At 65.8% G+C, this 26,537-nt stretch carries 21 protein-coding genes; 14 read left to right on the plus strand and 7 right to left on the minus strand.

Annotated elements, in window-relative coordinates:
- Positions 1-28 precede the first annotated feature (28 nt).
- The 5 genes from ACK59X_RS15020 to ACK59X_RS15040 are packed head-to-tail and all read left to right on the plus strand — an operon-like array spanning position 29 to position 6,078.
- Positions 29-1,210: an acyl-CoA dehydrogenase family protein gene (locus ACK59X_RS15020; RefSeq protein ID WP_409958321.1), complete on the plus strand. Its 1,182-nt coding sequence runs from the start codon at positions 29-31 to the stop codon at positions 1,208-1,210.
- A 13-nt stretch (positions 1,211-1,223) separates the two neighbouring features.
- Positions 1,224-2,039, plus strand: a complete 816-nt coding sequence (locus ACK59X_RS15025; RefSeq protein ID WP_409958323.1) for an enoyl-CoA hydratase/isomerase family protein — start codon at positions 1,224-1,226, stop codon at positions 2,037-2,039.
- Positions 2,036-4,009 (plus strand): acetyl/propionyl/methylcrotonyl-CoA carboxylase subunit alpha, encoded by a 1,974-nt coding sequence (locus tag ACK59X_RS15030; protein WP_409958325.1) that lies wholly within the window; start codon positions 2,036-2,038, stop codon positions 4,007-4,009. Before ACK59X_RS15025 ends, ACK59X_RS15030 begins: the two co-directional genes overlap by 4 nt.
- Positions 4,010-4,013: 4 nt before the next feature.
- Positions 4,014-5,180, plus strand: a complete 1,167-nt coding sequence (locus ACK59X_RS15035; RefSeq protein WP_409958327.1) for an acyl-CoA dehydrogenase family protein — start codon at positions 4,014-4,016, stop codon at positions 5,178-5,180.
- Positions 5,181-5,193: 13 nt separating this feature from the next.
- On the plus strand, positions 5,194-6,078 hold the full coding sequence (locus ACK59X_RS15040) for a 3-keto-5-aminohexanoate cleavage protein (protein ID WP_409958329.1): 885 nt from the start codon (positions 5,194-5,196) through the stop codon (positions 6,076-6,078).
- A gap of 42 nt (positions 6,079-6,120) precedes the next feature.
- Here the strand turns inward: ACK59X_RS15040 and ACK59X_RS15045 are convergent, their stop codons facing one another.
- From ACK59X_RS15045 to ACK59X_RS15075, 7 genes are all read right to left on the minus strand, one after another.
- Entirely contained in the window at positions 6,121-6,669 is a 549-nt protein-coding gene (locus ACK59X_RS15045; protein ID WP_409958331.1) for a hypothetical protein, read from the minus strand.
- A 165-nt stretch (positions 6,670-6,834) separates the two neighbouring features.
- Positions 6,835-8,214: a hypothetical protein gene (locus tag ACK59X_RS15050; protein ID WP_409958333.1), complete on the minus strand. Its 1,380-nt coding sequence runs from the start codon at positions 8,212-8,214 to the stop codon at positions 6,835-6,837.
- Between the two features lie 525 nt (positions 8,215-8,739).
- Positions 8,740-10,275 carry a class I SAM-dependent methyltransferase gene (locus ACK59X_RS15055; protein WP_409958335.1) on the minus strand — a complete coding sequence of 512 codons (1,536 nt, stop codon included), beginning with the start codon at positions 10,273-10,275 and terminating at the stop codon, positions 8,740-8,742.
- 521 nt (positions 10,276-10,796) lie between these two features.
- Positions 10,797-12,512, minus strand: a complete 1,716-nt coding sequence (locus tag ACK59X_RS15060) for a beta strand repeat-containing protein (RefSeq protein ID WP_409958337.1) — start codon at positions 12,510-12,512, stop codon at positions 10,797-10,799.
- 314 nt (positions 12,513-12,826) lie between these two features.
- Positions 12,827-14,338, minus strand: a complete 1,512-nt coding sequence (locus ACK59X_RS15065) for a tetratricopeptide repeat protein (RefSeq protein WP_409958339.1) — start codon at positions 14,336-14,338, stop codon at positions 12,827-12,829.
- A gap of 88 nt (positions 14,339-14,426) precedes the next feature.
- Entirely contained in the window at positions 14,427-16,607 is a 2,181-nt protein-coding gene (locus ACK59X_RS15070) for a CHASE2 domain-containing protein (protein WP_409958341.1), read from the minus strand.
- Complete coding sequence (locus ACK59X_RS15075) at positions 16,608-17,963, minus strand: FecR domain-containing protein (RefSeq protein WP_409958342.1); 1,356 nt, start codon at positions 17,961-17,963, stop codon at positions 16,608-16,610. It abuts the gene before it with no gap.
- A gap of 423 nt (positions 17,964-18,386) precedes the next feature.
- On the opposite strand from ACK59X_RS15075, the gene ACK59X_RS15080 reads away from it, so the two are divergent.
- From ACK59X_RS15080 to ACK59X_RS15120, 9 genes are all read left to right on the plus strand, one after another.
- Positions 18,387-19,085, plus strand: coding sequence for a Crp/Fnr family transcriptional regulator (locus tag ACK59X_RS15080; RefSeq protein WP_409958344.1), 699 nt, complete (start codon positions 18,387-18,389; stop codon positions 19,083-19,085).
- A gap of 85 nt (positions 19,086-19,170) precedes the next feature.
- Positions 19,171-19,935: an ABC transporter permease gene (locus ACK59X_RS15085; protein WP_409958346.1), complete on the plus strand. Its 765-nt coding sequence runs from the start codon at positions 19,171-19,173 to the stop codon at positions 19,933-19,935.
- A complete protein-coding gene (locus ACK59X_RS15090) occupies positions 19,925-21,241 on the plus strand; it encodes an ABC transporter ATP-binding protein (protein WP_409958348.1) in 1,317 nt (438 codons plus the stop codon). The genes ACK59X_RS15085 and ACK59X_RS15090 overlap by 11 nt, the downstream gene beginning before the upstream one ends.
- Complete coding sequence (locus tag ACK59X_RS15095) at positions 21,238-22,248, plus strand: hypothetical protein (protein ID WP_409958349.1); 1,011 nt, start codon at positions 21,238-21,240, stop codon at positions 22,246-22,248. Before ACK59X_RS15090 ends, ACK59X_RS15095 begins: the two co-directional genes overlap by 4 nt.
- A gap of 179 nt (positions 22,249-22,427) precedes the next feature.
- Positions 22,428-23,186, plus strand: a complete 759-nt coding sequence (locus ACK59X_RS15100; protein ID WP_409958351.1) for a class I SAM-dependent methyltransferase — start codon at positions 22,428-22,430, stop codon at positions 23,184-23,186.
- Positions 23,183-24,130, plus strand: a complete 948-nt coding sequence (locus ACK59X_RS15105) for a lysophospholipid acyltransferase family protein (protein ID WP_409958353.1) — start codon at positions 23,183-23,185, stop codon at positions 24,128-24,130. Before ACK59X_RS15100 ends, ACK59X_RS15105 begins: the two co-directional genes overlap by 4 nt.
- A 36-nt stretch (positions 24,131-24,166) precedes the next feature.
- The gene (locus tag ACK59X_RS15110) at positions 24,167-24,910 is read left to right on the plus strand and encodes a hypothetical protein (RefSeq protein ID WP_409958355.1); all 744 of its coding nucleotides are present in this window, start codon (positions 24,167-24,169) and stop codon (positions 24,908-24,910) included.
- Positions 24,907-26,094 carry a class I SAM-dependent methyltransferase gene (locus tag ACK59X_RS15115; protein ID WP_409958357.1) on the plus strand — a complete coding sequence of 396 codons (1,188 nt, stop codon included), beginning with the start codon at positions 24,907-24,909 and terminating at the stop codon, positions 26,092-26,094. Before ACK59X_RS15110 ends, ACK59X_RS15115 begins: the two co-directional genes overlap by 4 nt.
- A partial coding sequence (locus ACK59X_RS15120) for a glycosyltransferase (protein WP_409958359.1) occupies positions 26,085-26,537 on the plus strand: 453 nt, incomplete at its 3' end. The genes ACK59X_RS15115 and ACK59X_RS15120, both read left to right, overlap by 10 nt.

Consider the following 26,537-nt stretch of genomic DNA (forward strand, 5'->3'; position numbering starts at 1 on the left):
TCCACACAAAAATCAACGGAGACACACCATGCAGTTCACGCACGAGCACCGCGAGATCCAGAAGACCCTCAAGCGCTTCATCGACGAAGAGATCAACCCCCACGTGGACGAGTGGGAGGCGGCCGAGATCTTCCCTGCGCACGAGGTCTTCAAGAAGATGGGGCAACTGGGCCTGCTGGGCCTGTGCAAGCCCGAGGAATACGGGGGCTCGGGCCTGGACTATTCCTACTCCGTGGCCATGGCCGAGACACTGGGCCACGTGCACTGCGGCGGCGTGCCCATGGCCATCGGCGTGCAGACGGACATGTGCACGCCAGCACTGGCGCGCCATGGCAGCGAGGAGCTCAAGCGCGACTTCCTGGCCCCGGCGATTGCGGGCGACACGGTAGGCTGCATCGGCGTGAGCGAGCCGGCGGCGGGCAGCGACGTATCTGGCATCAAGACCACGGCGCGCAAGGACGGCGACGACTACGTGATCACCGGCCAGAAGATGTGGATCACCAACAGCCTGCAGGCCGACTGGATGTGCATGCTGGTGAACACCGGCGAAGGCCCAGTGCACCGCAACAAGAGCCTGGTGATGGTGCCCCTGCGCGATGGCCCTGGTGGCCAGCTCACCAAGGGCGTGGAGGTGGCGCAGAAGATCCGCAAGATCGGCATGCACAGCAGCGACACCGGCCTGCTTTACTTCGACGAAGTGCGCGTGCCGCAGCGCTACCGCATTGGTGCCGAAGGCCAGGGCTTCATCTACCAGATGCAGCAGTTCCAGGAAGAACGGCTGTGGTGCGCATCCAGCACGCTGGAGTCACTGACCAACTGCATCGGCTGGACCATCGAATGGGCGCAGGAGCGCAAGCTCTTCGGCGGCGCGCTGGCCGACCAGCAGTGGGTGCAGTTCAAGCTGGCCGAACTCAAAACCGAGGTCGAGGCCCTGCGCGCCCTGACCTACCGCGCATGCGAACTCTATGTGGGCGGGCAGGACGTGCTGGAGCTGGCCTCCATGGCCAAGCTCAAGGCCGGGCGCCTGAACCGCGAGGTGCCCGACACCTGCCTGCAGTTTTGGGGCGGCATGGGCTTCACGCTGGAGAACAAGGTCTCGCGCATGTTCCGCGATGGGCGCCTGGCCTCCATCGGTGGCGGGGCCGACGAGGTGATGCTGGGCATTCTCGCCAAGACCATGGGCATCGCCAAGCGGCCCACTGCCCACTGAACCAGGACACCGCATGCCCGATGCCCTGCTGATCGACCGCGCGCCGCTGGGCAGCGGCCTTTTCCTGGAGACCTGGACCCTCAATGAACCGGCCAGCCGCAATGCGCTGACCGATGCCATGGTGGACGCCCTGCTGAACGCTTGCACGCGTGCGCGCAACGATGCCGCGCTGCGCGGCGTGGTGCTGCGCGGCGCGGGCGGGCACTTCTGCGCAGGCGGCAGCCTGGGCGGTTTTGCCAAAGCCATTGGCCAGCCGCTCGATACCGGCGTGCCCGACCCGCTGGTGCCGCTGAACCGCCGCTTCGGCGCGGCGCTGCAGGCGCTGTGCGGCCTGCCCCAATGGCTGGTGATCGCGGTGGAAGGTGCCGCCATGGGCGGCGGCCTGGGCCTGGCCTGCTGCGGCGACCTGGTGCTGGCAGATGCGAATGCGCAGTTCGGTGCGCCCGAAGTCACGCTGGGCCTGGTGCCCGCACAGATCGCCCCCTTCGTGGTGCGGCGGCTCGGGCCGGCGGCGGCACGGCGCTGGCTGCTGTCGGGGGCGCGCAGCGGGGCGGCTGCAGCACAACAGGCAGGGCTGGTGGACGAGGTGGTCGATGGCGCGATGGATGAAGCCGTGCAGGCCGCCGTGCAGCGCCTGGCCCACGCTGCGCCCCAGGCCATTGCGGCCACCAAGCACCTGCTGGCGCAGGTGCAAGGCACCCTGCCGCTGCCGGCCCTGCTCGACGATGCAGCCCACCTGTTTGCCCATGCCCTGCGCGGACCGGAGGCGCCGCAGGGCCTTGCCGCCTTCACGGCCCGCAAGGCACCGCCCTGGAGTGCTTCGGCATGAAAAAGATACTGATCGCCAATCGCGGAGAGATCGCCAGGCGCATCGTGCACACCGCACACGCCATGGGCATTGCCACCGTGGCCGTGTACTCCGACCCCGACGCGCATGCCCTGCACTTGCGCGAGGCCACCCAGGCCGTGGCCCTGGGCGGCAGCGCCAGTGCCGACAGCTACCTGCGCATCGACAAACTGCTGGCTGCGGCGCGCGCCACGGGCGCCGATGCGGTGCACCCGGGCTATGGCTTCCTGAGCGAAAACGCGGATTTCGCGCAGGCCGTGGTGGATGCCGGCCTCACCTGGATCGGCCCGCCACCTGCTGCTATTCGCACATTGGGCAGCAAGGCGGGCGCCAAGGCGCTGGCCCATGCCCAGGGCGTGCCCTGCCTGCCCGGCTATGCGGGCAGCGACCAGGGCGGTGAACGCTTTGCCAGCGAAGCGGCCCGCATCGGCTACCCGCTGATGGTGAAAGCCGTGGCTGGCGGCGGAGGGCGCGGTATGCGGTTGGTGATGGAGGCAACGCAACTGCCCGCGGCCCTGGCCAGCGCCCGGTCGGAAGCGCTGGCTGGCTTCGGCAATGGCGATCTGCTGATCGAGCGTGCCCTGCTCAGCCCGCGCCATGTGGAAGTACAGGTCTTTGCCGACGCGCATGGCCACTGCATCCACCTGGGTGAGCGCGACTGCTCCGTGCAGCGCCGGCACCAGAAGCTGATCGAGGAATCACCCAGTCCCGCAGTCGACACCGCCTTGCGTGAGCGCATGGGCACCTGCGCTGTGGCGCTGGCCCAGGCGGCAGGGTATGTGGGCGCGGGCACGGTGGAATTCCTGCTCGACGGAGACGACGAAGGCCATTTCTACCTGATGGAGATGAACACCCGCCTGCAAGTGGAACACCCCGTGACCGAGGCGCTCACCGGCCTGGACCTGGTGGAGTGGCAGATCCGCGTGGCACGCGGCGAGCCCCTGCCCCTGAAGCAGGACCAGGTGGCCTTGCAGGGCCATGCCATCGAAGTACGGCTGTGCGCGGAAGACGCGCACTTCACTCCGCACGCGGGACAGGTGCTGCACTTCAAGGCGCCACAGGCGACTGCGTTCCAGCGCGCGCCGCTGGGCGGCCTGCGCTTTGACCATGCACTGGAAGAAGGCGCGGAGGTCACGCCCCACTACGACGCCATGCTGGGCAAGCTCATCGTGCATGCCGCCACGCGCGGCGAGGCCATCGATGCGCTGGTGCGCGCACTGGGGGAAACCACGCTGCTCGGGCTGCCAAGCAACCGCGCCTTGCTGGCAGCCTGCCTGGACCACCCGCAGTTTCGCGCCGGCCAGGCGCGCGTGCCCTTTCTGGCCGCTGAAGGCGATGCCCTGCGCGCGGCCCTGCGCCAGCAACAACAGGCCGCTCTGCTGCCCGGCGCCATGGCGGCCCTGTTCCCGCCCCGCGCCACCACCCTGCCCTGCAGCTTTGCGCGCCCCATGCGGCTGCGCCACCAGGGCGATGTGCTGCCGATGGCCGTGCGTGAGTTGGGCCGAGGGCATCTGCACGTGGAGCAGAGGGATGCAGGGGAGCCCACCACCCTTCAGATGACCCCTTTGCCCGATGGCCGGGTGCAATGCGCCCTCGATGGGGTGGCGCACACGGTGCGCACGGCAGCGGTGGGGCCGCAGCGCTGGCACTGGCAAGCAGGCGGGGTGGATGGCTGGGTTGAAGACGCCTCGTGGGAGCCAGCAGCACGTGCCGGCACGGCCGGCGGTGCCAGCGAGCTGCGTGCTCCTTTCAACGGCCGCGTGGTGGCGGTGCCCGTGTCTGCTGGCGAGGCCTTGCAGGCAGGCGCCACGGTGGTGGTGCTCGAGTCCATGAAGCTGGAACACAGTCTGGCCTGCCCTGCCGCAGCCACCGTGGCCGAACTGCTGGTGGCGCCGGGCCAGCAGGTGGCACCAGGCCAGGTGCTGGCGCGCTTTGCAACGCAGGAGGCTTGAGACCATGCGTGCCCCAACGAATGATGAGTTGCGCGCGGACCGTGCCGCGCTGACCGACACGGTCACGCGCTTTGCCCGCACCGAGATCGCACCGCATGTTGACGCCTGGGACGCGGCGGGTGAGTTCCCGCGTGCGCTGTACCGCCGCGCCGGCGAGCTGGGCCTGCTGGGCCTGGGCTACCCCGAGCAGTACGGCGGCACACCCGCCAGCTACGCCCTGCGCCTGCCGCTGTGGCAGGCGCTATGCCGCCATGGCACGAGCGGCGGCGTGCTGGCCAGCCTGCTGTCGCACAACATCGGCCTGCCGCCGGTGCTGGCGCATGGCAGCGATGCCGTGCGTGACGAGGTGATCCCGCCCGTGCTGGCGGGCGAGCGCATTGCCGCCCTGGCGATCACCGAGCCCGGCGGCGGATCGGACGTGGCGCAACTGGCCACCACCGCGCGGCGCGAGGGCGATGAGTACGTGGTCAATGGCGAGAAGGTGTTCATCACCTCGGGCATGCGTGCGGACTGGATCACCGTGGCCGTGCGCACGGGCGAGGCCGGCAGCCGGGGCAGCGGCGGCATATCGATGCTGCTGGTGCCGGGCGACAGCGCGGGACTGTCGCGCAGCGCCCTGGCCAAGATGGGCTGGCTGTGCTCCGACACCGCCCACCTGCGCTTTGACAACGTGCGCGTGCCCGCGCGCTACCTGCTGGGGGCCGAGGGCGATGGCTTTCGCACCATCATGGCCAACTTCAATGGCGAGCGCTTTGGCCTGGCCGCCTCCGCCTTGGGCTTCGCCGAAGCCTGTTACGACGAAGCCCTGGCCTGGGCGCGCCAGCGCAAGACCTTTGGCGCACCGCTGGTGGCGCACCAAGTGATACGCCACAAGCTGGTGGACATGCAGATGCGCATGCACTCCACCGCCGCCTGGCTCGAATCAGTGGCCGCGCAGGCCGATGCAGGAAACACCGGCCCCGAGTGGGTGGCCCAGGTCTGCCTGCTCAAGAACCACGCCACGCAGACCATGCAGTTCTGCGCCGACCAGGCGGTGCAGATCCTGGGCGGCATGGGCTATATGCGCGGAACCGTGAGCGAACGCATCTACCGCGAGGTCAAGGTCATGATGATCGGCGGCGGTGCCGAAGAGATCATGAAGGACCTGGCGGCACGGCAGCTTGGCATCTAGGAGACGAGACGCAATGAGCAACAACGACAAAGCCATCATCACCTGCGCCATCACCGGCGTGCTGACCGACCCCACGCAGCACCATGTGCCCGTGACGCCCGAGCAACTGGCGCGCGAGGCGCGCCGTGCAGTGAACGCCGGCGCCGCCGTGGTGCACGTGCACTTTCGCCAGCAAGAGGCGGGCAAGGGCCACCTGCCCTCGTGGGACCCGCAGGTGGCGCGCGACTGCGTTCAGGCCATGCGCGAAGAATGCCCCGGCCTCATCATCAACCAGACCACCGGCGTGGTGGGCCCGCACTACCAGGGCCCGCTCGACTGCCTGCGCGCCACCCGGCCCGAGATGGCGGCCTGCAACGCCGGCTCGCTCAACTACCTCAAGGTGCGCAGCAACGGCACCTGGGCTTGGCCGCCCATGCTGTTCGACAACCAGCCCGCCAAGGTCAAGGACTTCATCGACGTGATGCTGGAAACCGGCACCCTGCCCGAGTTCGAATGCTTCGACGTGGGCATCGTGCGCTGCGTGGAGATGTATGTGCAGACGGGCATGTACACCGAGCGCCTGCCCGAATACAACTTCGTGATGGGCGTCGAATCGGGCATGCCGGCCGACCCGGACCTGCTGCCCATACTGCTCAAGCTCAAGATAAAGGGCGCCCCCTGGCAGGCCACCGTGATCGGCCGGCAGGATATCTGGCCCGTGCACCAGCGCGTGGCCGAACTGGGCGGCCACCTGCGCACCGGGCTCGAAGATACCTTCTACCTGCCCGACGGCAGCAAGGCCACATCGAATGGGCCGCTGATTGCGCAGTTGGCCCAGGTCGCACGCGACGCAGGGCGCAGCGTGGCCTCACCGCAGGAGGCGCGGGAGCTACTGGGCTTGCAAACATACACCGCTTGATGATGATGCTGGGCAGCCAGCGGCCCGTCAGCGACAGCCTCTTCAGGCCAGCACAACCCCGGCGTCCACGCCCACCAGTTGCACCGATGCGGTAGCGTCGACCGGCTGTTGCTCCACTGCGGAGCTCCAGCCCGCCGCACCTGCCGATGCCCCCTTGGGCGACGGGCTGCCGTGGGCCGAGTTGGTCGAGTACACATAGGCTTCCGCGACCTCCTTGGACCATGCCTCGGCCGCTGCGTTGTAAACGGCCAGCTCACCGCCGGCCTTTTCCAGGCCCAGCAATGCGTAGCCCAATTGGAAGGCCACGATGCCCACATTTTCCTTGCCCACGGCGTCCAGGTACGAGACCAGCGCGCCTTGCAGGCCAATGTCTCGCGGCAGCCCCAGGTTGGTCGAGATCAGCAACGCCATGGAACCCGTCGTCAGGTGCTGGTAGCCAGCGCCGAACTGGAAGGCATAGGCTTCCCAGCTTTGCGGGGTAGCGCCGGCAGCCAACCTCTGCTGGTGGAAAACCGCATTCGAGGGGGACTGGTCGTTCAATGCGCGGTTCAAAATGCTGACTTCGAGGTCGGCAGAGAGGACGATGGCCACAAACACAGCTCCAATGATGGTGAAACATGCAGAGCATAGAGCCTACACGCCAGGGCTTACAAGAAAACATTGTGTGGTGCGCAGCGACCGCCCGAGGCGACCAATGCCTCTTCACGCCCCTGCCCCCGGCTCTGGCTGCCGGCCCCTCTGCTGTCGAGCCGCCCGCTATCCCGCCAATCCGCCCAGAATGGCTGCAGTGCCCACTGCCACACCACGCGTACCCGGAGGGGTGGCACTGCGCCGGTCAAACGCGGGGCCGCTGAACGACTGCGTTGACGCGAACTTTCCGGCCGTGGCCACCCGCACCACCGCGCCGGCCGCTGCGGGCTCCTGCACGATGCCCAGGATGGATGCCGCCTGGGGAATGCTCACATGCACCGTTGCTGCCCCGGTAGATGCCTGACCACACACCACGCTGGCCAGCATGCCATTGGACAGCACCTCAGTCCACGCATACGACAAGGGGTATGAGCTGGATGTACTCAAGGTGAGGGTGTTTTCAACGGCCGACAGATCGGCGCTCCAACTGCTCAGCACGACGGTGAACCCGCCGCCCACCAAGTGGGACACCATGACCGGCCCATTGCCCGCACGGTCCAGCAGCATGAACGGCGCAAACCCCGCCACCGCCGACTGCCGCAGGCTGGTCCCTGCGTTGTCATATTCGTACAATTGCCCCCCCACCGCCAACCAGAAGCCGCCAAACTGGCGCGGGCAGATGCAAACGGTATTCGGCATGCCCGATGCCCCGGTGGCCGCCACCACCGTGCTGAGGAAATTGCCCAGCGCGTCGTACAGGCGCACACCGGCATTGGTGCTGCTGGACGTGTCGACAAAAGCCAGATTGCCATTGCCCAGCTCCATGGCATTGCGCTCTGCTGGGGTCACATTGCGGTTGAAAGTCGTTACCGCCAACGTTGTCAATGCCCCTTGCAAAGCCCCCGCTGCATTGAAGCGTGCAAACTTGTAGGCAGTCGCCACCGCACTGCGGAAATAGTGCACCACAAAGCCCCCTGCAGCCAAAGGCAGCACGCCCACGCAACTGGGGTTGGCACCTGCCTCCACCAGCACCTCGCTGCCCTGCAACACGCCCGATGCATTGAAGCGCTTGAACGCCAGGTCGTTGGACCCGTTCTTGGCATAAGCCACCACGATTTCACCACTGGCCAGCATCGCCACGTTCCAGCTTTGGTTGTCATTGTTGGGAAGTGTTGCCAAGGTGGATTCAGACACCACCATGGCGCCCGTCACCGCAGCATGGATCGCCAGCTTGAGGCTCACACTTTCCACCCAGATGACGGCAATGCCGTCGCTGCCAACCCGTGCCAGGCGGGTTCCCACAACTCCGTTGCCAGTGGCCACCGGGATTCTGGAGGACAGCGCAACACGCATCGGGCCATAGATACGCAGATTGGCTCCCGTATCAGACTGCGAACCGTTGCCGCTGTAGACAATCGCAAAGCTGCCATTGTCCAAAGCGAGAACCGAGCGAAAGACCTGGGCACTGAAGATATTGCGCCCCCAGGCACTCCCGCTGCTCTCCACGGTGGCAGTTGGGACCAGCGCGCTGACACCAGCCCCTGCATTCTGCAGCGCCAGGGGTACGCCATCGGCAGCTCGCCGCACCAGCCCCCCTGCTCCCAGCTTGGCATAGTCCCCCGCAGCCAGCGCCGTTTCGGCCACCGCCAATACGGCCTGGTTCTGCGCGTCCGTGCCCGGTACCAGATGACGTCCCATGGTGTGATTCCCTTTCCGGGCCCTTGCCTGCCCATTTGTCCGGGCACCTCGCCCGTGGCAGCAATGTCCGCGGGATGCCCGGAACCGGGAAGGTGCGGCATATATGCACACCTCGCTGGCACGCTCTCCTCAGGTAAGTCCAGCGCTTCCACTCCTTGTTAAGCCTATGGCATGCGCCTACTGACAAGCACCGGACTTGGACTTCTTTTTAAAGCACTTCAAGACCAGGCGAACAACACGGCAGGCGACCCCAGAGGCGGTCGTTAGAGGTGTGCAAGTTCCAACTTATGCTGATGGGTCCATCTTAAAGCGATGCGGGTGGCATGTTCAGCTTTAGACCACCATCAGTGCCTTCATGATTGGCAGTTGTTTCTCAGCGAAGGTTTGGGCTTGGGCCAAAAGTTCAGCTTGATTTTCTTCAGGGGTCGACAATGGCTTTCCATCCTTGAGCAGGTGCTGGCCATGCATCTGCAGCACTTGCCAAACGGGTTGCACCCAATCGGCTGGCAGCTTTTTTCCTTGCATGTATGTAGCAAGGAATAGCTGAGAAAAGCGCGGGACCAACACACCGCCGCCGGTCATAGGGCTGGCTAGGTAGCCAACGTCATGGCTACTCTTTGCCTTCTGCATAAGAATGGCGTTGAGCTTGTCACTCTGCTTGCGCGCCTTGTTCACTTGTGCGTCGTCTTGCGCGCACGCCAAGTGGCCGCCTCCACTAAGTACATGCGCTGCTTGCAGGACATGAGCGAACAATACTCCCTTCTCACGCAAGGCCTCTTCGATCTGTCCCAGCGTGCGAGGCTTGTAGTCGGCCAGCAGATCCAGAATGGGTTTGTAAATCGCTTCACTCATCTCCGCTTCGCCTGCAGCCCCAGTAACCTTCAATGAGACTTCGCTGCGTGGCACCACTAGAAGCACCCTTAGAGCCCGCAAAGCCGTTCGCTGATCAAGCGCACTTAGCTTCCGCGCACCACGTACCCAGTAGTCCCTGCGAAACTGCTGGTTAATCAGGAAGTCCCTGGTGGTCTCGCGCAGTGTGACGTCGCCAATCCCCTTGAGCAGCTCCTGCTGGTCCGGTGTCAGGTTGAGGGGATCCACATGATCTAAAGGACTGGCCGAGCACGCAAATTGCAGTTTTGCGGGCTCAAGCCACTCGGACATGGTCGCGAAATGCATGGGCAACCAATCGCGGTTGAAGTACTCGTGCGCCACATAGTGGCGATTCTGCTCTTTGACCTTCGTGATGCGATCCCGCACCGAAGGATTGGCGCGGGCGTAGCCAGGGTTCGCATCGAGCAGTTTGTCCGCAAATTCGAACGCCCCTTCGATACGGGCAACGATTCCCTGGCCGCTTGAGCCCTGCACTTGTGAATGCAAAGTCAGCAGATGGAGCATTGGCGCAAAAGCGGCCCAGCCTGGGAGCGTGTTGTAGCTTATGTAGAGTACGCCCCCCACCTTGAGCCTGCGGCGCACAAATTCTACGATGATGGCCCGATTCTGATCATTGATCCAACTCCAGATGCCATGCAAGCCGATGTAGTCGAACTGCGGCAAGTCTGTGCGCGCTGCAAACTCCGCAAAAGATTCGTCGGACAACTGTGCACCCGCCCCAGAAGCGGCCGCCAGTTCCTGCGCAAAGCCGGCCTGAGCGGGATTGAAGTCGTTTCCATGCCAAGTAGTGAGAGAAGCCGCAGCATGTATGTTGGCACTCAGACCCTGACCGAAGCCTAGTTCGCAGGCAGCACCGAATTCTGGAAAGACCAACCCTTGGCTGAGGAAAGCTAGCTTGACTCTCAAAGGATTGAGCTCAGGATAGTAGCCGTAGGTGTATCCAATATCGGCCACGTAGCCGGCGGTCCAGTCAGACATGCAATACCACTCCTGTTTTGATTCCCTATTTTGACACGCGATCAGGCCGGTCCAATGCGTAGAGATAGACATGGTTAGACGCAGGGCGTGTCAACATGGGGCAAGACCCGTCACTATGGTCTTTCCCACTATGCGTTTGCCGTGGCTCAGTTCATGCGGTCGATAGAGCAGCAATTCCGGCTTCAGGATCCCATTGACCGGTCATGACAGCGCGTGCTGGTAGCAGCCATAGCCACGCGCCATTGAGCAGATCAGGCCACTTCTAGGGTCTGAAAGTAGATTGAGCATTGCTGGATGCCTCCGTCCAAAGTCGGGCCGTAAGGCGCTCCGCAGGGGTCTCAACTCTGCAGTCTTCTGGCTCTTGCGCACATGTGTGATTGGTCGTTGATCCCATGACTCCTGCTCTTTCCTCAACGAAAGGGGACCAGCTAAAGGCAGAAAGGGTCAGACAAAAAAAAGCTGCCCAGAGGGCAGCTTTTTCTCGGGAGCTCCACTGAGAGGAGCCCACTTCAATCGCCAAATTAACCAGCGAACGTGATGGTAGCAGGAGCGGTCACACCAGTCAGTTGAATCAGCACGTCGCCAGCGGTCAGGCCAGCAGCGCTGTCGTTCACGAAGATGTAAGCGTTACCGCCAACCGTGAAGCTCACTGCAGCGCCGGCAGCAATGCCGCCGACGATGGTGGTCGTGGTACCCGAGCCAGCTGGCAGAGCGGTGTCGGTCAGATCGGAGACGATGTTCAGCAGGTCGCCAGTAGCTGCCAGGTTTTCGACTTGCGTGCCGGTCAGCTTAACCACGTCAGCAGCAACGTACTTCGTGGCGCTGGTGTTAAGCGTCAGAGTGTCGCCCGAAGCGAAGTCGGTGATCTTGACAGCTGCCGCAATCAGCTTGGCCGAAGTGGTCAGATCGCCAGCGGTCAGGCTACCGGTCGTTTCACCAGCGCCCTTGCCGCCGACAGCAACGTTGAAGGAGTCATTGCCAGCACCGCCGGTCAAGGTGTGACCCTTGGAAGCCGTCACGGAGATCGTGTCAGCACCAGCACCGCCGTCGATCGTGACAGCTTTGGTAGCACCGATAACGCTCACGGTGTCAGCACCCGTGCCGCCCTTGACGTTCACGCCATTGGCGTTGGCAGCCAGGTCAATGCTCACTGCAGCAGTAGCGGCAGAAGCGTCAACAGCCTTCACCGAAGCGGCATTGGCATTCGTCGCCGACAGGGTCAGGCCCTTGTCACCAGTCACGGTGATGGTTTCCAGCGTGTTGGCCTTCAGCGTCAGGGTGTTGGCCTTGACGGTGCTTTGCACGGCCAGCGTTTCGATAGCGTCGATTTGCGTGTTGCCAGCGCCGGAACCGCTCAGAACCAGGGTAGCTGCGTCAGCCGTGCCGGTTGCCTTGGCGAAGTTGAACGTGGTGTCTGCGGTCGTGTCCTTCAGACCAACCGTGGTACCCAGGGTAATGGTGTTGAAGTTGGTAGCGACAGCAGAGCCATCATTCCACAGCTGTTGCACGCCAGTGGAGTTCTTCAGGTCAAAGCCCCAACCGGCGTTGGTGTTGGCGATGAAGAAGTTTTCAACGTTGCTGACCGTTGGAGCCACGCCGTTGGCAGAAATAGCAGCCTTCAGGGTGTCGGTGCCAGCGCCACCGTCAATAACGTCATTAGCGCCCAGGTTGGCAGTGCCACCAACGATGGTGTCGTTGTTAGCCGTGGTCTTGTACTTGGCTTCAGCAGCTTGGGTCGACAGGAAGTCGTCACCGTTGGTCAGCGACAGGGTCACGCCGGTCACGGACTGGTCGGTATCACCGATAGGCGAAGGACCAGTGTTAGCTGGGTTAGCCGAATAGGTGTACGAAGCGGTGACTTCGTTGTTCCACTTCACAGCGAATGGAGCGAAAGCAGCTTGGTCGCCGGTGGCGTTTTCCAGGCCGGACAGGATGTCAGCCAGTTGCAGAGCAACGATACCCACGTTGGCCTTGCCCACGGAAACCAGGTAGTCCTTGACGGCGGCTTGCAGGCCGGTGTTAGGCAGCACGCCCAGGTTGCCCAGGATCTTTGCAGCCAGAGCGTCTTCGGTCAGGCTGGAGTAGCCGGCGCCGAACGACAGAGCAAATGCGTTGGTGCCAACTGCAGTGGCTTGCGCCACTTGGTTGTTGTACACGGCATTGGCAGGGGATTGGTCGTTGAACGCGCGGTTCAGCGAAGTGACCGTCGAATCGACACCAAAAATTTGCTTAGGCATTTGAAACTTCCTATTGACAGTTGAAAAATGAAAACAAGTTGCTAAAGCAAGGCCAGCCCGTCTAGTGCACCACGCTTGTCTGCCGTGCGTGCCAGTTCAGCCCCATCTTTACAAGTTTGCTCTGGCATTATCACACGCACTTTTAAAAAAATGCCAGTGATTCAAGAGCAATGCCTAGCCAACTTGGGATGAAGTGTAGCAACCAACCCACCGGTGGGGGCGTGATGCGGATCACAAGTAGCGCGCGCTTGTCGGTGATGTCTGCCTCCTGCTTACGATGTTGCAGCAAGCCAACAGCCCACAGTGGCTTGTGGCTACCACTGGCCCCGAATGGCAATGTAGGGCCCGCTGCTGCGGATGGCGAACAAGGGCAGGTTGGCGGTCTGCCTGAAGCCTTCGAAGCCCAGCACTGCCACGGCACCGGGTGCGAGGCCGGTCAGCGGATGCTGGTATTCGGCGCGCATGGACAGGCGGGTGGTGTTGCGCACACGCCCGTTGTCCAGAATGGCGCTGTAGGCGGTGGTGTCCCGGTTGTGGCCCAGTTCCGCGTCCAGGTACCAGCGCGGGCCCAGGTGGGCGGCGGCGCGCAGGCTGTACTGCTGCTGGCGGCCACCGGGGCGGGTGGCATCGGTGGGCATGTCCACACCGGCGCGCAGGCCGATCTGCCACTGGCTGAAGGCAAGGCCTGCGCCGTCCGCCAGCACCTGCTGGGGCTGCGCGTTGCAGCTCCACTGCCAGGCCAGACCCGCATAGCGGCCCGAGAGCACCGGGTTGCTATAAAGATTGCGCAACTGCACTTCTGCGCCCACGCGGGTGTTGCAGATTGACGACAAGCCCTGCGTACTGGGCAGGCCGGTGCCGTTGGCGGGCATGTATTTGTCCTGCAGTTGCAGGCCCGAGCCCAGGTGCAAACTTGAGTAACGTGTGCCACCGCGTGTATGGAGGTTGGCAATGGCAGCACCCATATAGTGCTGCAGCAGGGTGGTGTTGCCGCCGGAGCCGATTTCTCCCGCCAGGCGCGAATATTCGCCCGCGAGCTCGGCCTGGGTGGTCCCGGTCTGGGGGGCCTGGGGGGCGGAGCGGGCGAGCACGGCGGCCGCCACCTCCACGCGCTGGCCATCGGCCCACTGGCGCGCCAGGTCCATGCGCACGTCGGCGCGGGTGTAGGTACCGGGGCGGGGAAGGCTGGCTTCTTCCACCGGCAAGGTGATGTTGCCGGTGGGCAGTGTCAGCGTCAGGCTGGTGATGCCGGGGGCGCCTGCGAGGTTGCTGTCGCGCCCCTGCCGCAGCCCGGCGTGGCGGCGCCATTGCCAGCCGGTATTGGCACGGCCCGCCGCAGCATAGCGCTGCTGGGCCTGGGCCAGGCTGGCGCGCAAGGTGTCGGGCAGGTCGGGGCGCGCCAGCCACTGGCCCAGCAGCTGGGTCGCACTGAGCAGGTCGCCCACGCCAGCGAGTGCCACGGCGTAGTCGAGCCCGGCCTGGATCTGGTCGGGCGCGAGCATGAGCGAACGCTCCAGGTGCTCGGCTGCTTCGTCGTAACGGCCTTCCTTGTTGAGCAATGCACCCAGTTGCGCCAGCCATTCGGGCACGCGCTGGCAGGTGATGACATAAGGGGTCAGGCGGTCGGCAGGGGTGCCATCAGGCACCGGGACGCACACGGCAGCCACTGCAGCCTGTGCGGCACTGGGATCGGCGCCGGCCGGTGGCACCTGGGGCACGTTGAAAGCGGGAGCGGTCTCCTGCACAGGGGCGGACAGGGGGGGCAGGCGCTTTTCAGGCTCAGTTGCGCGGGGCGCCTGGGCCTGGACGGCCGTGGCAGCGGACATGGCGATGGCAAGCGTCCACACCGTGCGGGGCCATGGGCCCGGGGGCGCGGATGCTGCGCGGGATTCGGCAGAAAAACGGTAGTGCCGCCTACGCTGTGCCATGGGTTGTGGGTTGGGCTGCCTGGCTGTCCCCCGGTGCAGGCGGGTGCTCGGCCGCCAGGGTGTCCAGGGGCACAGCATATATGTGGTGGGGTACGCGCAGGCCCTCGAGCAGGAAGGTGCCCATGGACTGCAGGTGCTGCGGCTCCACGGAGCCTGCGCCGCCTCCTGCACGCGCGCTCACGGTGAATTGCCCGCCCAGTTGCGCCGCCATGCCCTCGCCGACCAGGATGGGGTGCGCAAGGTCTACCGTCAGATCGACCAGGCGGCTGGCGATGGTGATGGTACGGCCCATGACCGTGTGGGTGCGGCGGCTGGCCAGCCCGAAGGATCCCACCATGGCAGGGCCTGTCTCCAGGCCCAGGCCCAGGCTCAGGGGCTCCAGGCCGGCGGGCGCCGGGTCGGGCAGCAGCTTGAGGGATTCCGCGAGCAGGTCGAGCGCAGCCGCAACGGCCTGCCGTGAGTGCACCTGTGCATGCTGGTCATCGGCCGCCGAAGGCAGGGGAACGTCGTCCGCGCCATTCCACACGGCAACGACGGCGTCGCCCTGGAAGGATTCGATGACCCCGCCGTGCGCCTGCACGATGCGGCTGGCGGCGGAGAAGAAGGCATGCAGCACGGCCGCGGCCTCTTCGGGCGGACGGGCCTCGCAGTAAGCGGAGAAATTGCGGATGTCCGCCAGCAGCACGCTGACCTGCCGTGTGCTGGCGCGGATGGCGCTGGAGGGCGGCTGCAGCGCCAGGGCAGCCGCCACAGGCGCCGGCAGGTAGCTGGCCAGATGCTGGTAGAGGCGGTCCCGCTCGCTGCGGCTGCGCGCGTGCTCGATGGTGCCGGCAAACACCCCGGCCAGCAGCACGAAGAGCGCTGGCAGCAGCCACCCCACCCATACATCGGCCAGCCACAGGGCCAGGGCATGGGCCAGCACCAGTGCCAGCGCATAGGCCAGGGCCGCCAGGGGCAGCAGGTACACCGGCATGCGCAACATGGGCGACGGTGAGAGCGCCTGGGCACCACGCTCGGAGCCGCCGCGCCCGCTGGCCGCAGCCCCTGCCAGCCGCACCAGCAGCCACAGCAGCAGGGCACCCAGCGCAGCGGCCGCCGCCTGCAGCGGCAACGCAGCGCGCGGGGTATAGGGCGTGTGCCCATCCACCAGGGCACTCAGGATCTGGGCATGCGCCAACAGCCCGGCGCTGGAGCCGCTGTAAGGCGTGGCAATGGTGTCGTTCATGCCAAAGGCACTGGCACCCACCAGCACCCAGGCACCGGCCATGATGTCGGTCGGAACCCGGCCGGCCAGCACGTCGGCGGCAGGAATGCTCACGAAGCTGTCGGGATGCAGGCGCCATGCGACACGCATGTTGCCGCGTTCGTCCAGCGGGAGCGCAGGCAGTGCCTGGCCGGCGCTGCCCAGGGTCCAGGGTGCATCCCACCATCCGCCGCGCTGCAGCAGCAGGCTGGTCTCGGAGGTGGCCCGCAGCAGTGAGGCGATGGCCAGCGAGGGATAGGACTTGCCCTGCCAGCAGATGATGGCAGGCTGGTGGCGCACCACGCCGTCGTCGGCGATGCGGGGGCTGATGTGGCCAGTGCGCCCGAGCGGCATGTCGCCCAGCGCTGCCAGCGCGGGAAAGTTGGACAGATGCCCCAGTGCTTCCGAAAAAGGCGCCGGGCAGCTGGCCCAGTCGAGCGCTCCCGAAGGCTGGCCCACGCGCGGGGCGGCCTGCTCGCTGAGCTGGGGCAGACCGGTGCCGGGACCCGACGCGCCCAGTGCGAAGACCTGGGCCAGGACCGGCCGGTGCTCGGTCACGGCGGCGAGCAGCGCGGCGTCGTCGTCGCGCGGGTCGGTGAAGACCACATCGAGGATCTGCTCGCGCGCGCCCAGCTGGGCGATCTGCTCGATCAGGCGCGCCTGGGTGCTGCGCGGCCAGGGCCAGGGGCCGATTTCGGCGAGTGATTTTTCATCGATGTCGACAACGAGGACGCGGCGCTCCTCGGTTTTCTGGGAGCCCAGGCGCCAGACCCAGTCACCCGCGCGCTCTTCGACCGCCTGCAGCGCAGGGCCAAAAAGCAGCGACAGCAGCAGGCTGACAATGGCAGCGGCTGCCAGACCTGCCAGCAGAGCCCGGTGTCGTCCTACCGGACGTCTGTCCGCTGGCGGCTGGCGTGGCGTCAATCAGCGCCCCCAGAGGGTTACGCCGCTGAGCGAACCTTGGGGCAGGCTTTTCTCGAACCCATAGGCGGCTTCGGTGCCGCTCGCATTCAGGCCGCCGATGACGTTGGCATTGGCTGCGGTGGGCACGAAATTCCCCGTCGCGCTCACATTGCCTGTGGCCTGGATGTTTTGCGTGCCCACGCTCTTGCTGGCCATGTACAGCGAGGTCTGGAACAGCGAGCGACCGAAGTCCACCTGCAAGGCCCCGCTCTGCACCGCCACTGCTTCGATGGCGGTCTGGGCGTCCTTGTAGAACTGTGCACTGGCGTTGGCCAGGCGGAAATTGACGACGCCTTCCTGGGGCAGCTTGCCTTGCGCATCCGGCTGTTGGAAAAGCACGTTGGAGACGTTGCCCACCACACGGTTCCAGCCCGACTTGAGCGCGGTTTCGTAGTCCACCACGAAGCTGTCGCCCTCGACACGCGCGGTCCAGGACTGGCGCGCCCACGCCAGTTGCGTCACCTGGGGCGGCTGCACAGGGATGGTGGGCTCGACCACGGCAGGCGGCGGAGCCGGCGCTGGAGGTGGGGGCGCTGGAGGCGGTGGTGGTGGTGGCGCCACCGTCACGGGGGGCTCAGGCGGTGGCGGCGGAGCCACCGGTGCGACCGGAGGGGTGTAGACGGCGACTTCGACCGCCTTTTGCTCACTGGTGAGCGACTTGACGGGGGTGGGCTCGGCGCGCAGATCGTCCAGCGCCGGGGCTTGCGGCTTCTCGGTGCGTGCCGCCGAGATCTCCATCGCGCGCGCATTGCGCGCCACAGTGTCGGTGGCCACCAGCAAGGGAGTGGCATCGCGCCGGCTGTACTCGAGGATCTGGCCCTTCATGTCGTCCGACAGCAGCTTTTCGTGGCCACTGATGCAGGGGCCGACACTGGCGCCACAGCCATTGTTGGCCAGCGGGGTGAGCGTGATGGCGCCGGTGTACACCGATGCAGCCGTGCGCTCCATATCGGAGCGCACGACAAAGTCCGTGCCCTTGACGCCGATGGCGGCCACAGGGGTGTTCAGGCGGAAACGCTCGCGCGCCGCCTCGCCCCAGCTGCCGGTGATGGAGCGCACCACGCCTTCGTCCAGGCGGAACTTGATGGCGCCCAGCTGCGGCTGCTGGGCGGAATGGCTGTAGCTCTCGATGTGCAGGCGGCTGGCCGGCCGCACGCTCAGGCGCCCGCCGTCCACGAAGCGCAGGTGCACATGGCCACCGGCCTTGGTCTCGATGCGATCGCCAACGCGCACGGCGGCGCCGCGGTCGAGCGCACGGCTGCTGCCGTCTTCCTGGAGAATGGAGGCGGCACCGATGACAAACGTGGCTTCACCCACGACCGCGCCCAAAGGTTGCCCGGGCGTAGAGGCAAGCGCAATGCCTCCCATTCCCATCAAGGGGAATGCGAGGCAGGCGGCAATGGGGTGCAATCGGTGGTTCATGGTGTGCCTTTCGGACAGCAGAGAATGCCTGGCGGCGCCAAAACGGGGCGCAGGCCAGGAAATAGCTCTGGTCTCTATTTTCGCTCATGTCTGTTTCACAGTGTGTGAGCACGGTCACACACCACTTGCCGCAGCGCTGGCAATATGCTGGGAGCGTTGCCAGTGGTGTAATGCCGCAATGCGCTGCCCGGCGCAGCCCGGCAAACATTCCATGGGTGCATGGCACGGTCCGACCCCGGATCTGCATCTCCTGGCGCCCGCTGGGCGCCGTTTTCAGCGGCTTCGTATTATCGGCTCAAGCCGCGTTTTTCCCTATCTATGCCCGTTTCCGTTCAGTTGTTGAGCCAGTTTCCTTTGCTGCAGCCATTGGCGCGCGAAGCCCTGGAACCACTGTCGGCACGCATGGCGCTGCGCTCGTTTGCCCGCCGGGCCATGGTGATGGGCAAGGAAAACCCGACCCAGGAACTGGGTTTTCTGGTGGAAGGACGGCTGCAGGGGGTCGATTTCACGGTGGACGGCCGCAGTGTGGGCATGTACTTCGTGGATCCCGGGGACTATTTCGGCGAATTGGCACTGGTGGATGGCAAACCCCCTTCGGAGTTCGTCATTGCTGCCGTGAAGTCCACAGTGGCATTTCTCGATGGCGCTGCCGCGCGCGAGCTGATCCTGGGCCACCCTGCGCTGGCACAGGCGGTGATGGCGCGGCTGGCGCAAAGGGTGCGCACAGTGATGGCACAACGCACGCTGCTGAGCCTTCCCAACCCCTTCCAGCGCCTTTGCGTATTGCTTTTACAATTGCCCCAGCGCCCGGTCGACGGGGTGGTCGAAGTGGCCCAGGCCCCCACCCACCAGGAACTGGCCATCATGATCAATGCCAGCCGGGAGACCGTGACGCGCGCATTCCAGGTGTTGTTTCTGCACAAGGTCCTGGTGCGCGAGGGCAACATCCTCAAGCTGATGCAGCCCGAACTGATGCGCGATATTGCCGAAGGGCGCGCAGACCCCCCCAAAGCCTGACGTTGCCCGCAGGCTGCCCTTCCCCCCCTGTTTTACGGTTACTGCCTTGAGATTCCTGCTGTCGTATCTATGGCCTTGGCGCCATATGCCCCTGGTGCTGCAACTGGCGCGCCGCGAAGTGCATGCCCGCTACCGCCAGTCGTGGCTGGGCATGGTGTGGGTGGTGCTCACCCCGCTGCTGATGCTGGGGGTGTACACGCTGGTGTTTCGCCACGTCATGCGCGTGCGCTGGCATGGCGTGGATGAAGGCAACATGGCTTTTGCCCTGCGCATCTATGCAGGCCTCGCAGTCTTCGGGTTCTTCGCGGAATGCGTGAACCGCGCGCCCAATCTGGTGTTGGAACAGCCCCACCTGGTCAAGAAAGTGGTGTTTCCACTGGAGATCATGCCCTGGGTGAATGCAGCCAGCGCATCGGTGGGATTGGCGGTGTCCGCGTTGCTGCTGGTGGGCTTGACCCTGCTCAGCGGCCACGGGCTCTCGCCCACCATGCTGGCCCTGCCGCTGGTGTGGCTACCGTTGTTGCCCCTGGTGCTGGGCCTGGGCTGGTTCCTGGCCGGAGTGGGCACCTATGTGCGCGACGTAGGACAGTTGCTGGGCATGGTGGTGGCTGCACTCATGTTCCTGAGCCCCATCTTCTTTCCGGTCGAGGCATTGCCCGAAGCCATACGCCCGTGGCTGCTGCTCAACCCGCTCGCCTGGGTGATGACCGGTACGCGCGAGGTGCTGCTTGCGGGCCGCTGGCCTGACTGGCAGGCCCTGGCGGTGCTGCTGGCGGCCTGCACCGCCGTCGCCGCAGCCGGTGCGGCGTTTTTCCACAAAGTGCGCACGGGGTTCTCCGATGTCGTTTGATACCTCTGTGGACAACCCCCATGCCCTGGCCATCGAGGCACGCGCTGTGGGCAAGCGTTTCTCGCTGTTCCAGCAGCCCAGCGACCGGCTCAAGCAATTGCTCTGGGGCCGCTACAAGCAATACAGCCGCGACTTCTGGGCGCTGCAGGATGTGAGCTTCGACATCCGCCGCGGCGAGGTGGTAGGGCTGGTGGGCCGCAACGGCGCTGGCAAGTCCACCCTGCTGCAGATGGTCTGCGGCACGCTGGCGCCCACCACGGGCACGCTGGCGGTGCGCGGGCGCGTGGCTGCCCTGCTGGAGCTGGGTGCGGGCTTCAGCCCCGATTTCAGCGGGCTCGAAAACGTCTACATGAACGCTGCCATCCTGGGCATGGGGCGCGCGCAGGTGGACGAGCGCCTGGACAGCATCCTGGCGTTCGCGGACATCGGCCAGTTCATCCACCAACCGGTCAAGACCTATTCGAGCGGCATGTTCGTGCGCCTGGCGTTTGCCGTGGCCACGAGTGTGGAGCCCGACATCCTGGTGATCGATGAGGCACTGTCCGTGGGCGATGGCGCTTTCGCGCGCAAATCGTTCGACCGCATCATGGACATGAAGGACCGGGGCGCCACCATCCTGTTCTGCTCCCACTCCATGTACCACGTGCAGGCTCTGTGCTCGCGTGCGCTGTGGCTGGAAGGCGGCCGCATGCGCATGTGGGACGAGGCGCCCAAGGTCACCGCAGCCTACGAGACCTCGCTGGTGATGGAAGATGCCCCGAGCCGCGAAGGCGCGCAAGGAGCGGCTGCCATCGCAGTGCCGGCCGCCGCGTCGGCGGCAGACGATTTCGAGGCCGATTCCATCGCGCACGGCGCCAAAGTGCGCAAGGCGCCCGACGGCACCGCCGTGATCACCGACATCAAGGCCTTGGCCGATGGCGTGGCAGGGCGTGAGCTGGCCATCCACTCCGGACGCACGACACTGGAATTGCGCATGCAGTTCGACAGCGACCCCGCCCTCCCCTGCCCCTCGATGGCCATCGGCATCGCCCATGCCAACGGCACGGTGGTGGCCAGCGCCGGCAGCGCCAATGATGGCGTGGAGCTGCAAAGGGATGCAACGGGCACAGGCGTGGGCGTGCTCACCCTGACGCACCTGCCTTTATTGCAGGGGGACTACACGGTCTCGGTGATACTGGCCTGCGAGCGCGGCCTGCACCCTTATGAGATCGTGGAACGCGCCATCACGCTGCGCGTGGTGCAGACCGGGCTGGAGCAAGGCCTGGTGAGCCTGCCCCACCACTGGGAAAGCAAGGTCGGCCGGTGAGCACGCGGTCCTGGCACGCCGTTGAGTTGGGCGCCGCCCAGATGGAGGAGATCCGCGCCCTGTTCGCGCAGGTGTTCGGCCATCCCATGAGCGAGGCGCTGTGGCGCTGGAAATACGATGGCGGGCGCGGCCGCGCCACCGGGACCCGAGGCGACGATGGCAGCCTGCTGGCCCACTATGGCGGCACGGCCCGCACACTGATCTGCACGGGCGAGGCGGTGCAGGCCGTGCAACTGGGCGACGTGATGGTCAAGACCGAGGCGCGCGGCATCCTTTCACGCCAGGGGCCGTTCGCCACCGCCACCCAGGCCTTCCTGCAAGACCACATCGGCACGCCGACGGGCTTTGCGCTGGGCTTCGGATTTCCCAACGCACGCCATACGCGCCTGGGCGAGAAGCTGGGCCTGTACACCCCGGTGGGAGAAATTCTCGAACTGCGCTGGAAGCTTTCCTCCTGTGCCACGCCTTTCTGGAAGCGCCCCTGGGTCACAGCCCCCATCGACTGGGGCATGGCCGGCACGGATGCGCGGCTCAATGCCCTGTGGCAGGCGCTGCGCGCCAGCGCCCGAGAGTTTGTCCTGCCCCAGCGGGATGCGCACTGGTGGCGCCACCGGTTTGCCAACCACCCCGATGGGGCTTACCGGTGTTGGTGGGTGCGCGGCCGCTATGCACGGCGCATTCTGGGGGCCGTGGTGCTGCGCCCCGCAAAGGACGCTGGCGGCGACTGGGAGCTGCTCGATTGGCTGGGCGCCATGGAGCACATGCCAGTGCTGATGGCCGCAGCCCGGGAGCTGGCCGCCCAAGGCGGCGCCAGCGTGCTGACCAGTTGGATCAGCCAGCCCCTGGTGCGCCGGCTGCAGGACCTGGCGGCCCCTGTGGACGGCATCCGCGCCACCGAGCAGGCCGCCTGCCCGCACTGCGTGACGCAACGCATGTCGGCCGCCGTACCAACGGGCATCGGCGGCCAGCCGTGGTGGCTTACCGGGGGGGATACAGATTTTCGCTAAGCTTGACGTCTGGAGCCTGACCGACGGCCTGCGCCCCGCGATGGCGCTCCAGCGCTGATTTTCACGATGATGGACATGGACCCCGCAGTGGTCCGTGCCCCACCTACTTACCAAGTTTTATGCACAGCGTTCACGAAGTTTCAGATTTTTACGCCCAGAACCGCGACTATTGGATCGCCATGGGCAGCAAGGCCAGCGCACCGCCCACCGTGATGCTCAACTTCGGCTACTGGCCCCAGGGGGTGGACCATCTCTACGAGGCCCAGCAGTCGCTGGTGCAGCGCATCATTGCCTCGATTCCCAAGGACGGCGCTCAGGGTGTCGAAGTGGGCTGCGGCATCGGCGGGATCAGCATCAACGTGCTCAAGCAACTGCCGCACGCGCGCATGACCGGAGTCGACATCGCCGAGGGCCAGCTGGCGCTGGCGCAGGCCAATGCCAGGGCCCATGGGGTGCAGGACCGCTTCCAGGCACAGCAGGGCAACTCCATGGCCCTGCCCCTGCAGGACAACGCTTTCGACTTCGGGCTGTGCATCGAATCCTCGTTCCACTACGACAACAAGCCCTCGTTCTTCGGCGAGATCTTCCGCACGCTGCGGCCGGGAGGCCGCGCCGTGGTGGCAGACATCACCTGTTCGCGCGTGGAGGGCGTGCGCTTTCGCCAGGGCAACTACTTCGAGAGCGCGGCGACCTACCACGGACTCATCCGCGATGCCGGCTTTGAGCTGGTCTCGACCGAGGACATTGGCCCAGAGGTGTATGGCCCGCTGTACCAGCACGTGCATGAATTCAATGCTGGCCAACCCAACAACCGCAGCCGCATTTCCAAGTACTGGTCGCTGGTGCTGAACAACTACCGCGAGCTCGCCCAGGACGGGGCCATGGGGTACCACATCTTCGTGTTGAAGAAGCCGGAAGCCCCGGCGCCAGGCCATTGAAGCAGTTTCCACGCTGGCTCTCGCGGGGCGTGGCACGGCTGGACTACGGCCTGGTGCTGCCCCTGCTGGCGCGGCTGCCACGCTGGCTCGCCCGCCCGCTGTGGCTGCTGCGCGGGTGCATCAACTATGCAATGGACTGGGACTGGCGCACCCTGTCGCTGGGCCACGGCTATGTGCGCGAAGCCACGCAGCACGCCATGGCGCAATTGCGCCTGCAAGCTCCGGAAGGCTCGCTGCCTCGGCGGCTGACCCTGCGGCGTTTTCTGTGCATGTCGCGCGAGGAGGTCGAGGCCGTTCGGTTGAACCGCCTGGACCGCAAGACCATCCAGGCCCGGATCACCGGCCTGGAGCCGCTGCTCAAGGCACGTGACAACCAGCAGGGTGTGGTGCTCCTGACCGCGCATTTCGACAGTCTCTATGTGGGGCTGGCAGCGCTGGCCGAAGCGGGCCTTACCGTCAATCTCATGGCCACCCGGCTCACTGACGACGCCATGGTGCCGCCAGCCATCAGCCGGCACTTTGCCACCAAGGCCGTGGCCTTGAACCGGCTGCTGGCCCCCGGGCGGGTGATGCATTTCGAGGACAGCCTGCGTGTTTTCGTGAGTGCGCTGCGGCGCGGTGAAATCGTGGTCATCGCCTGCGATGGCCCTTCGACGTCGCAGGATCGGTCGCAACCGGTGGATTTTCTGGGTGCACGCCGCCTGATGGCGTCGGGCCCGCAGTTTCTGGCCAAGGCCGGCCACGCGCCATTGGCGCTCTATACATGCCAGGAAGGGCCGAGTGGGCATTTCACGGTGGAGGTCACCGAACCCGTCACCCTCGACAATGGCGGATTGCAACAGGCCTATACGGCGCTTGAGCGCCATCTGCTGTCCCACCCGTGGCAATGGTGGGCCGCCGACCTGTACCGCACCTATGTGCCCGCCGAGACCCCCAGTGCATGATGGCGGCCGGCTGTGCCGCTCCAAGGATGGTTGACCGTGTCTGATTTTCTGTTTGTCAGTGCCGTGAGCAGCTTCGATACCGTGCGCGAACGCTTGTTGGCATCGCCCTGCCTGGCTGCCGGCAGGCGGCCGCTGGTGCTGCGCTGGAATGCTGCGTCCGCGGCCCAGGTGTTCAACGCCGTGATGGATTCCCGGCCGGAACAGGAATGGGTGGTGTGGGTGCACCAGGACGTGGTCCTGCCCGAAGGTTGGGACACCTTGTTCGCCCAGGCCATCGCGCAGGCCGAACAGCGGCTGGGGCGCCTGGCCATCGTCGGCACTTACGGCGTGACCGGCGCAGGGGCTGCCGCGGTCCATGCGGGCCATGTGCTGGACCGGGGCCAGGTGCTGCGCGGCGCGGCACCGCTGCCTTGCCTGGTGGACAGCCTGGACGAACTGCTGGTGGCCGTGCGCAGCGACATCGGCCTGCGCATGGACCCGGCGCTGGGCTGGGACTTCTACGCCACCGACCTGGTGCTGCAGGCCCAGGCGGCGGGTCTGCAGGCCGCCGCCGTGGATGCGTTTTGCGAGCACTGGTCCAACACCCCGCAGCAGCCCCCCCTGCCCCGACCCACGGCGCAGCGCATCGCGCGCAGCGGGGCAGCGTTCGAGGCCAAGTGGGAACAGAAATTTCCCCTGACGACGACCTGCGTTGCCATCCACCAGCGTGGGGATGTGCGCACGCTGGCGCAATCGATGCTTGCGGCCGATGCGCAGCCCCTGGACCAGGACGCGCCATGACAAGCATCGCACTGGTCATCGTCTCCACGGCATCAAGCCCGCTGTCGTCGGAAGAATTCCGCTACGGCTGGGACCAGTTGCACCGCGCGCTACCGCCACCCACCAGGTGGCAGGAGACGCCCGACCCGGCCAGTCCGCAGGCGTGGCGCGAGGCCCTGGACCAGGCACTGGCCGCAGCGCCGCTGGACGGGACTGCCCGCGTGCTGCTGCTGCGCCATGGCCATGTCATGGTCGGTCCCGACGTGCTGGAGCGGCTGGGCAGGGCGCTGGACGGCGTGCCGGGAGATGCGCCTACGGCGGTGCATGCGTTCGACCCGGGCTTTCCCCCCTCCCTGGCCCCTGACTACTGCACCGTGCGCGGCATGGAGCGCTACCTGGAACAACTGGGCGCGCGCGATCTCCCCGCTCTTGCGGACAGCGGCCAGCACGCACCGCTGGTGACGCTGACCACCGTGGCCGCCGTGCGCGCCGGCACCGTGCGCAACCAGGCCCTGTGGATACCCGGTGCTTTCGTGCACGACTTCGCCAGCTACCACCAGGCGCGGCGCGAGGACATGCTGCCCCTGCTGCCTTCCGGCGTGGCCCGCGTGCTGGACGTCGGTGGCGGAGAAGGCGGCTTTCTTCAGGCGGTCAAGGAGCAGCGCGGCTGCGAGACCCACCTGGCCGAGTATTCGGAAGAAGCCTGCCGCACCGCGCGCGCCCAGGTGGACCATGTGTGGCAAGGCGACTTTCTCACCCAGCCCTTTGCCGGTTTGGCGGGCCATGGCGAGGGCGCATTCGATTGCATCAGCTTTCTGGATGTGCTGGAGCATGCCAACGACCCAGGTGCCTGGCTGGCCCGGGCCCGCAGCCTGCTGGCCCCGGGTGGCTCGGTCCTCCTCTCCATCCCCAACGTGGGCCACTGGGGCGTGATGGCCGATCTGATCGAAGGGCGTTGGGACTACTGCCCACTGGGTATCCACTGCGTGACCCATCTGCGCTTCTTCACCTGGAAGACCCTGCAGGATCTGCTCGCCAGCGCCGGCTTCCAGGTCGAGCACCTGGAGCGCGTGCGGGTTCCAGCGCCTGAGGACTGGGCCCGGCACTGGGGGCAGAGCCCGCGCCTGAAGGCCGATGCGGCAAGTTGGGACACCTATGCATTCCTGGTCCGCGCCATTCCGCGCAAGGACAGCCCATGGGCCTGAGCTGCTGCGTGATTTTGGTGAACTACCGGGGCGCGGCCGAGATTGCGGCGGCGGTACAGTCCGTGCTGGCCGACGCGCCTGGAACCGAAGTGCGTGTGGTCGACAACAGCGATGACGATGGCGAGTGGACCCTGCTGCAATCGCTGCTTCCCCAAGCGGTGCACTGCCACCGCGCCGAGGGCAACATCGGCTTTGGTCGGGGCTGCAACCTGGCGGTGCGGGCCTCGTCCGCCGACTGCTTCTTCCTGGTGAATCCTGATGTGCGTCTGGTCCGGGGTTGCACGGCGGCATTGACCGAGGCGCTGGCCAGGGATGCGTCACTGGGGGCTGCAGCCCCCCGGCAGTTCGTGGACGCGGCCCGTCACATGCAGGTTAGCCGCGCAAGTATGCTACGCCCGGCAAGCCCGTCTCGACCCGATCGTGCCGTCAGATCTAGCCCCGGC

This window comes from Acidovorax sp. (genome assembly GCF_046339755.1).
GTDB lineage: Bacteria > Pseudomonadota > Gammaproteobacteria > Burkholderiales > Burkholderiaceae_C > Acidovorax.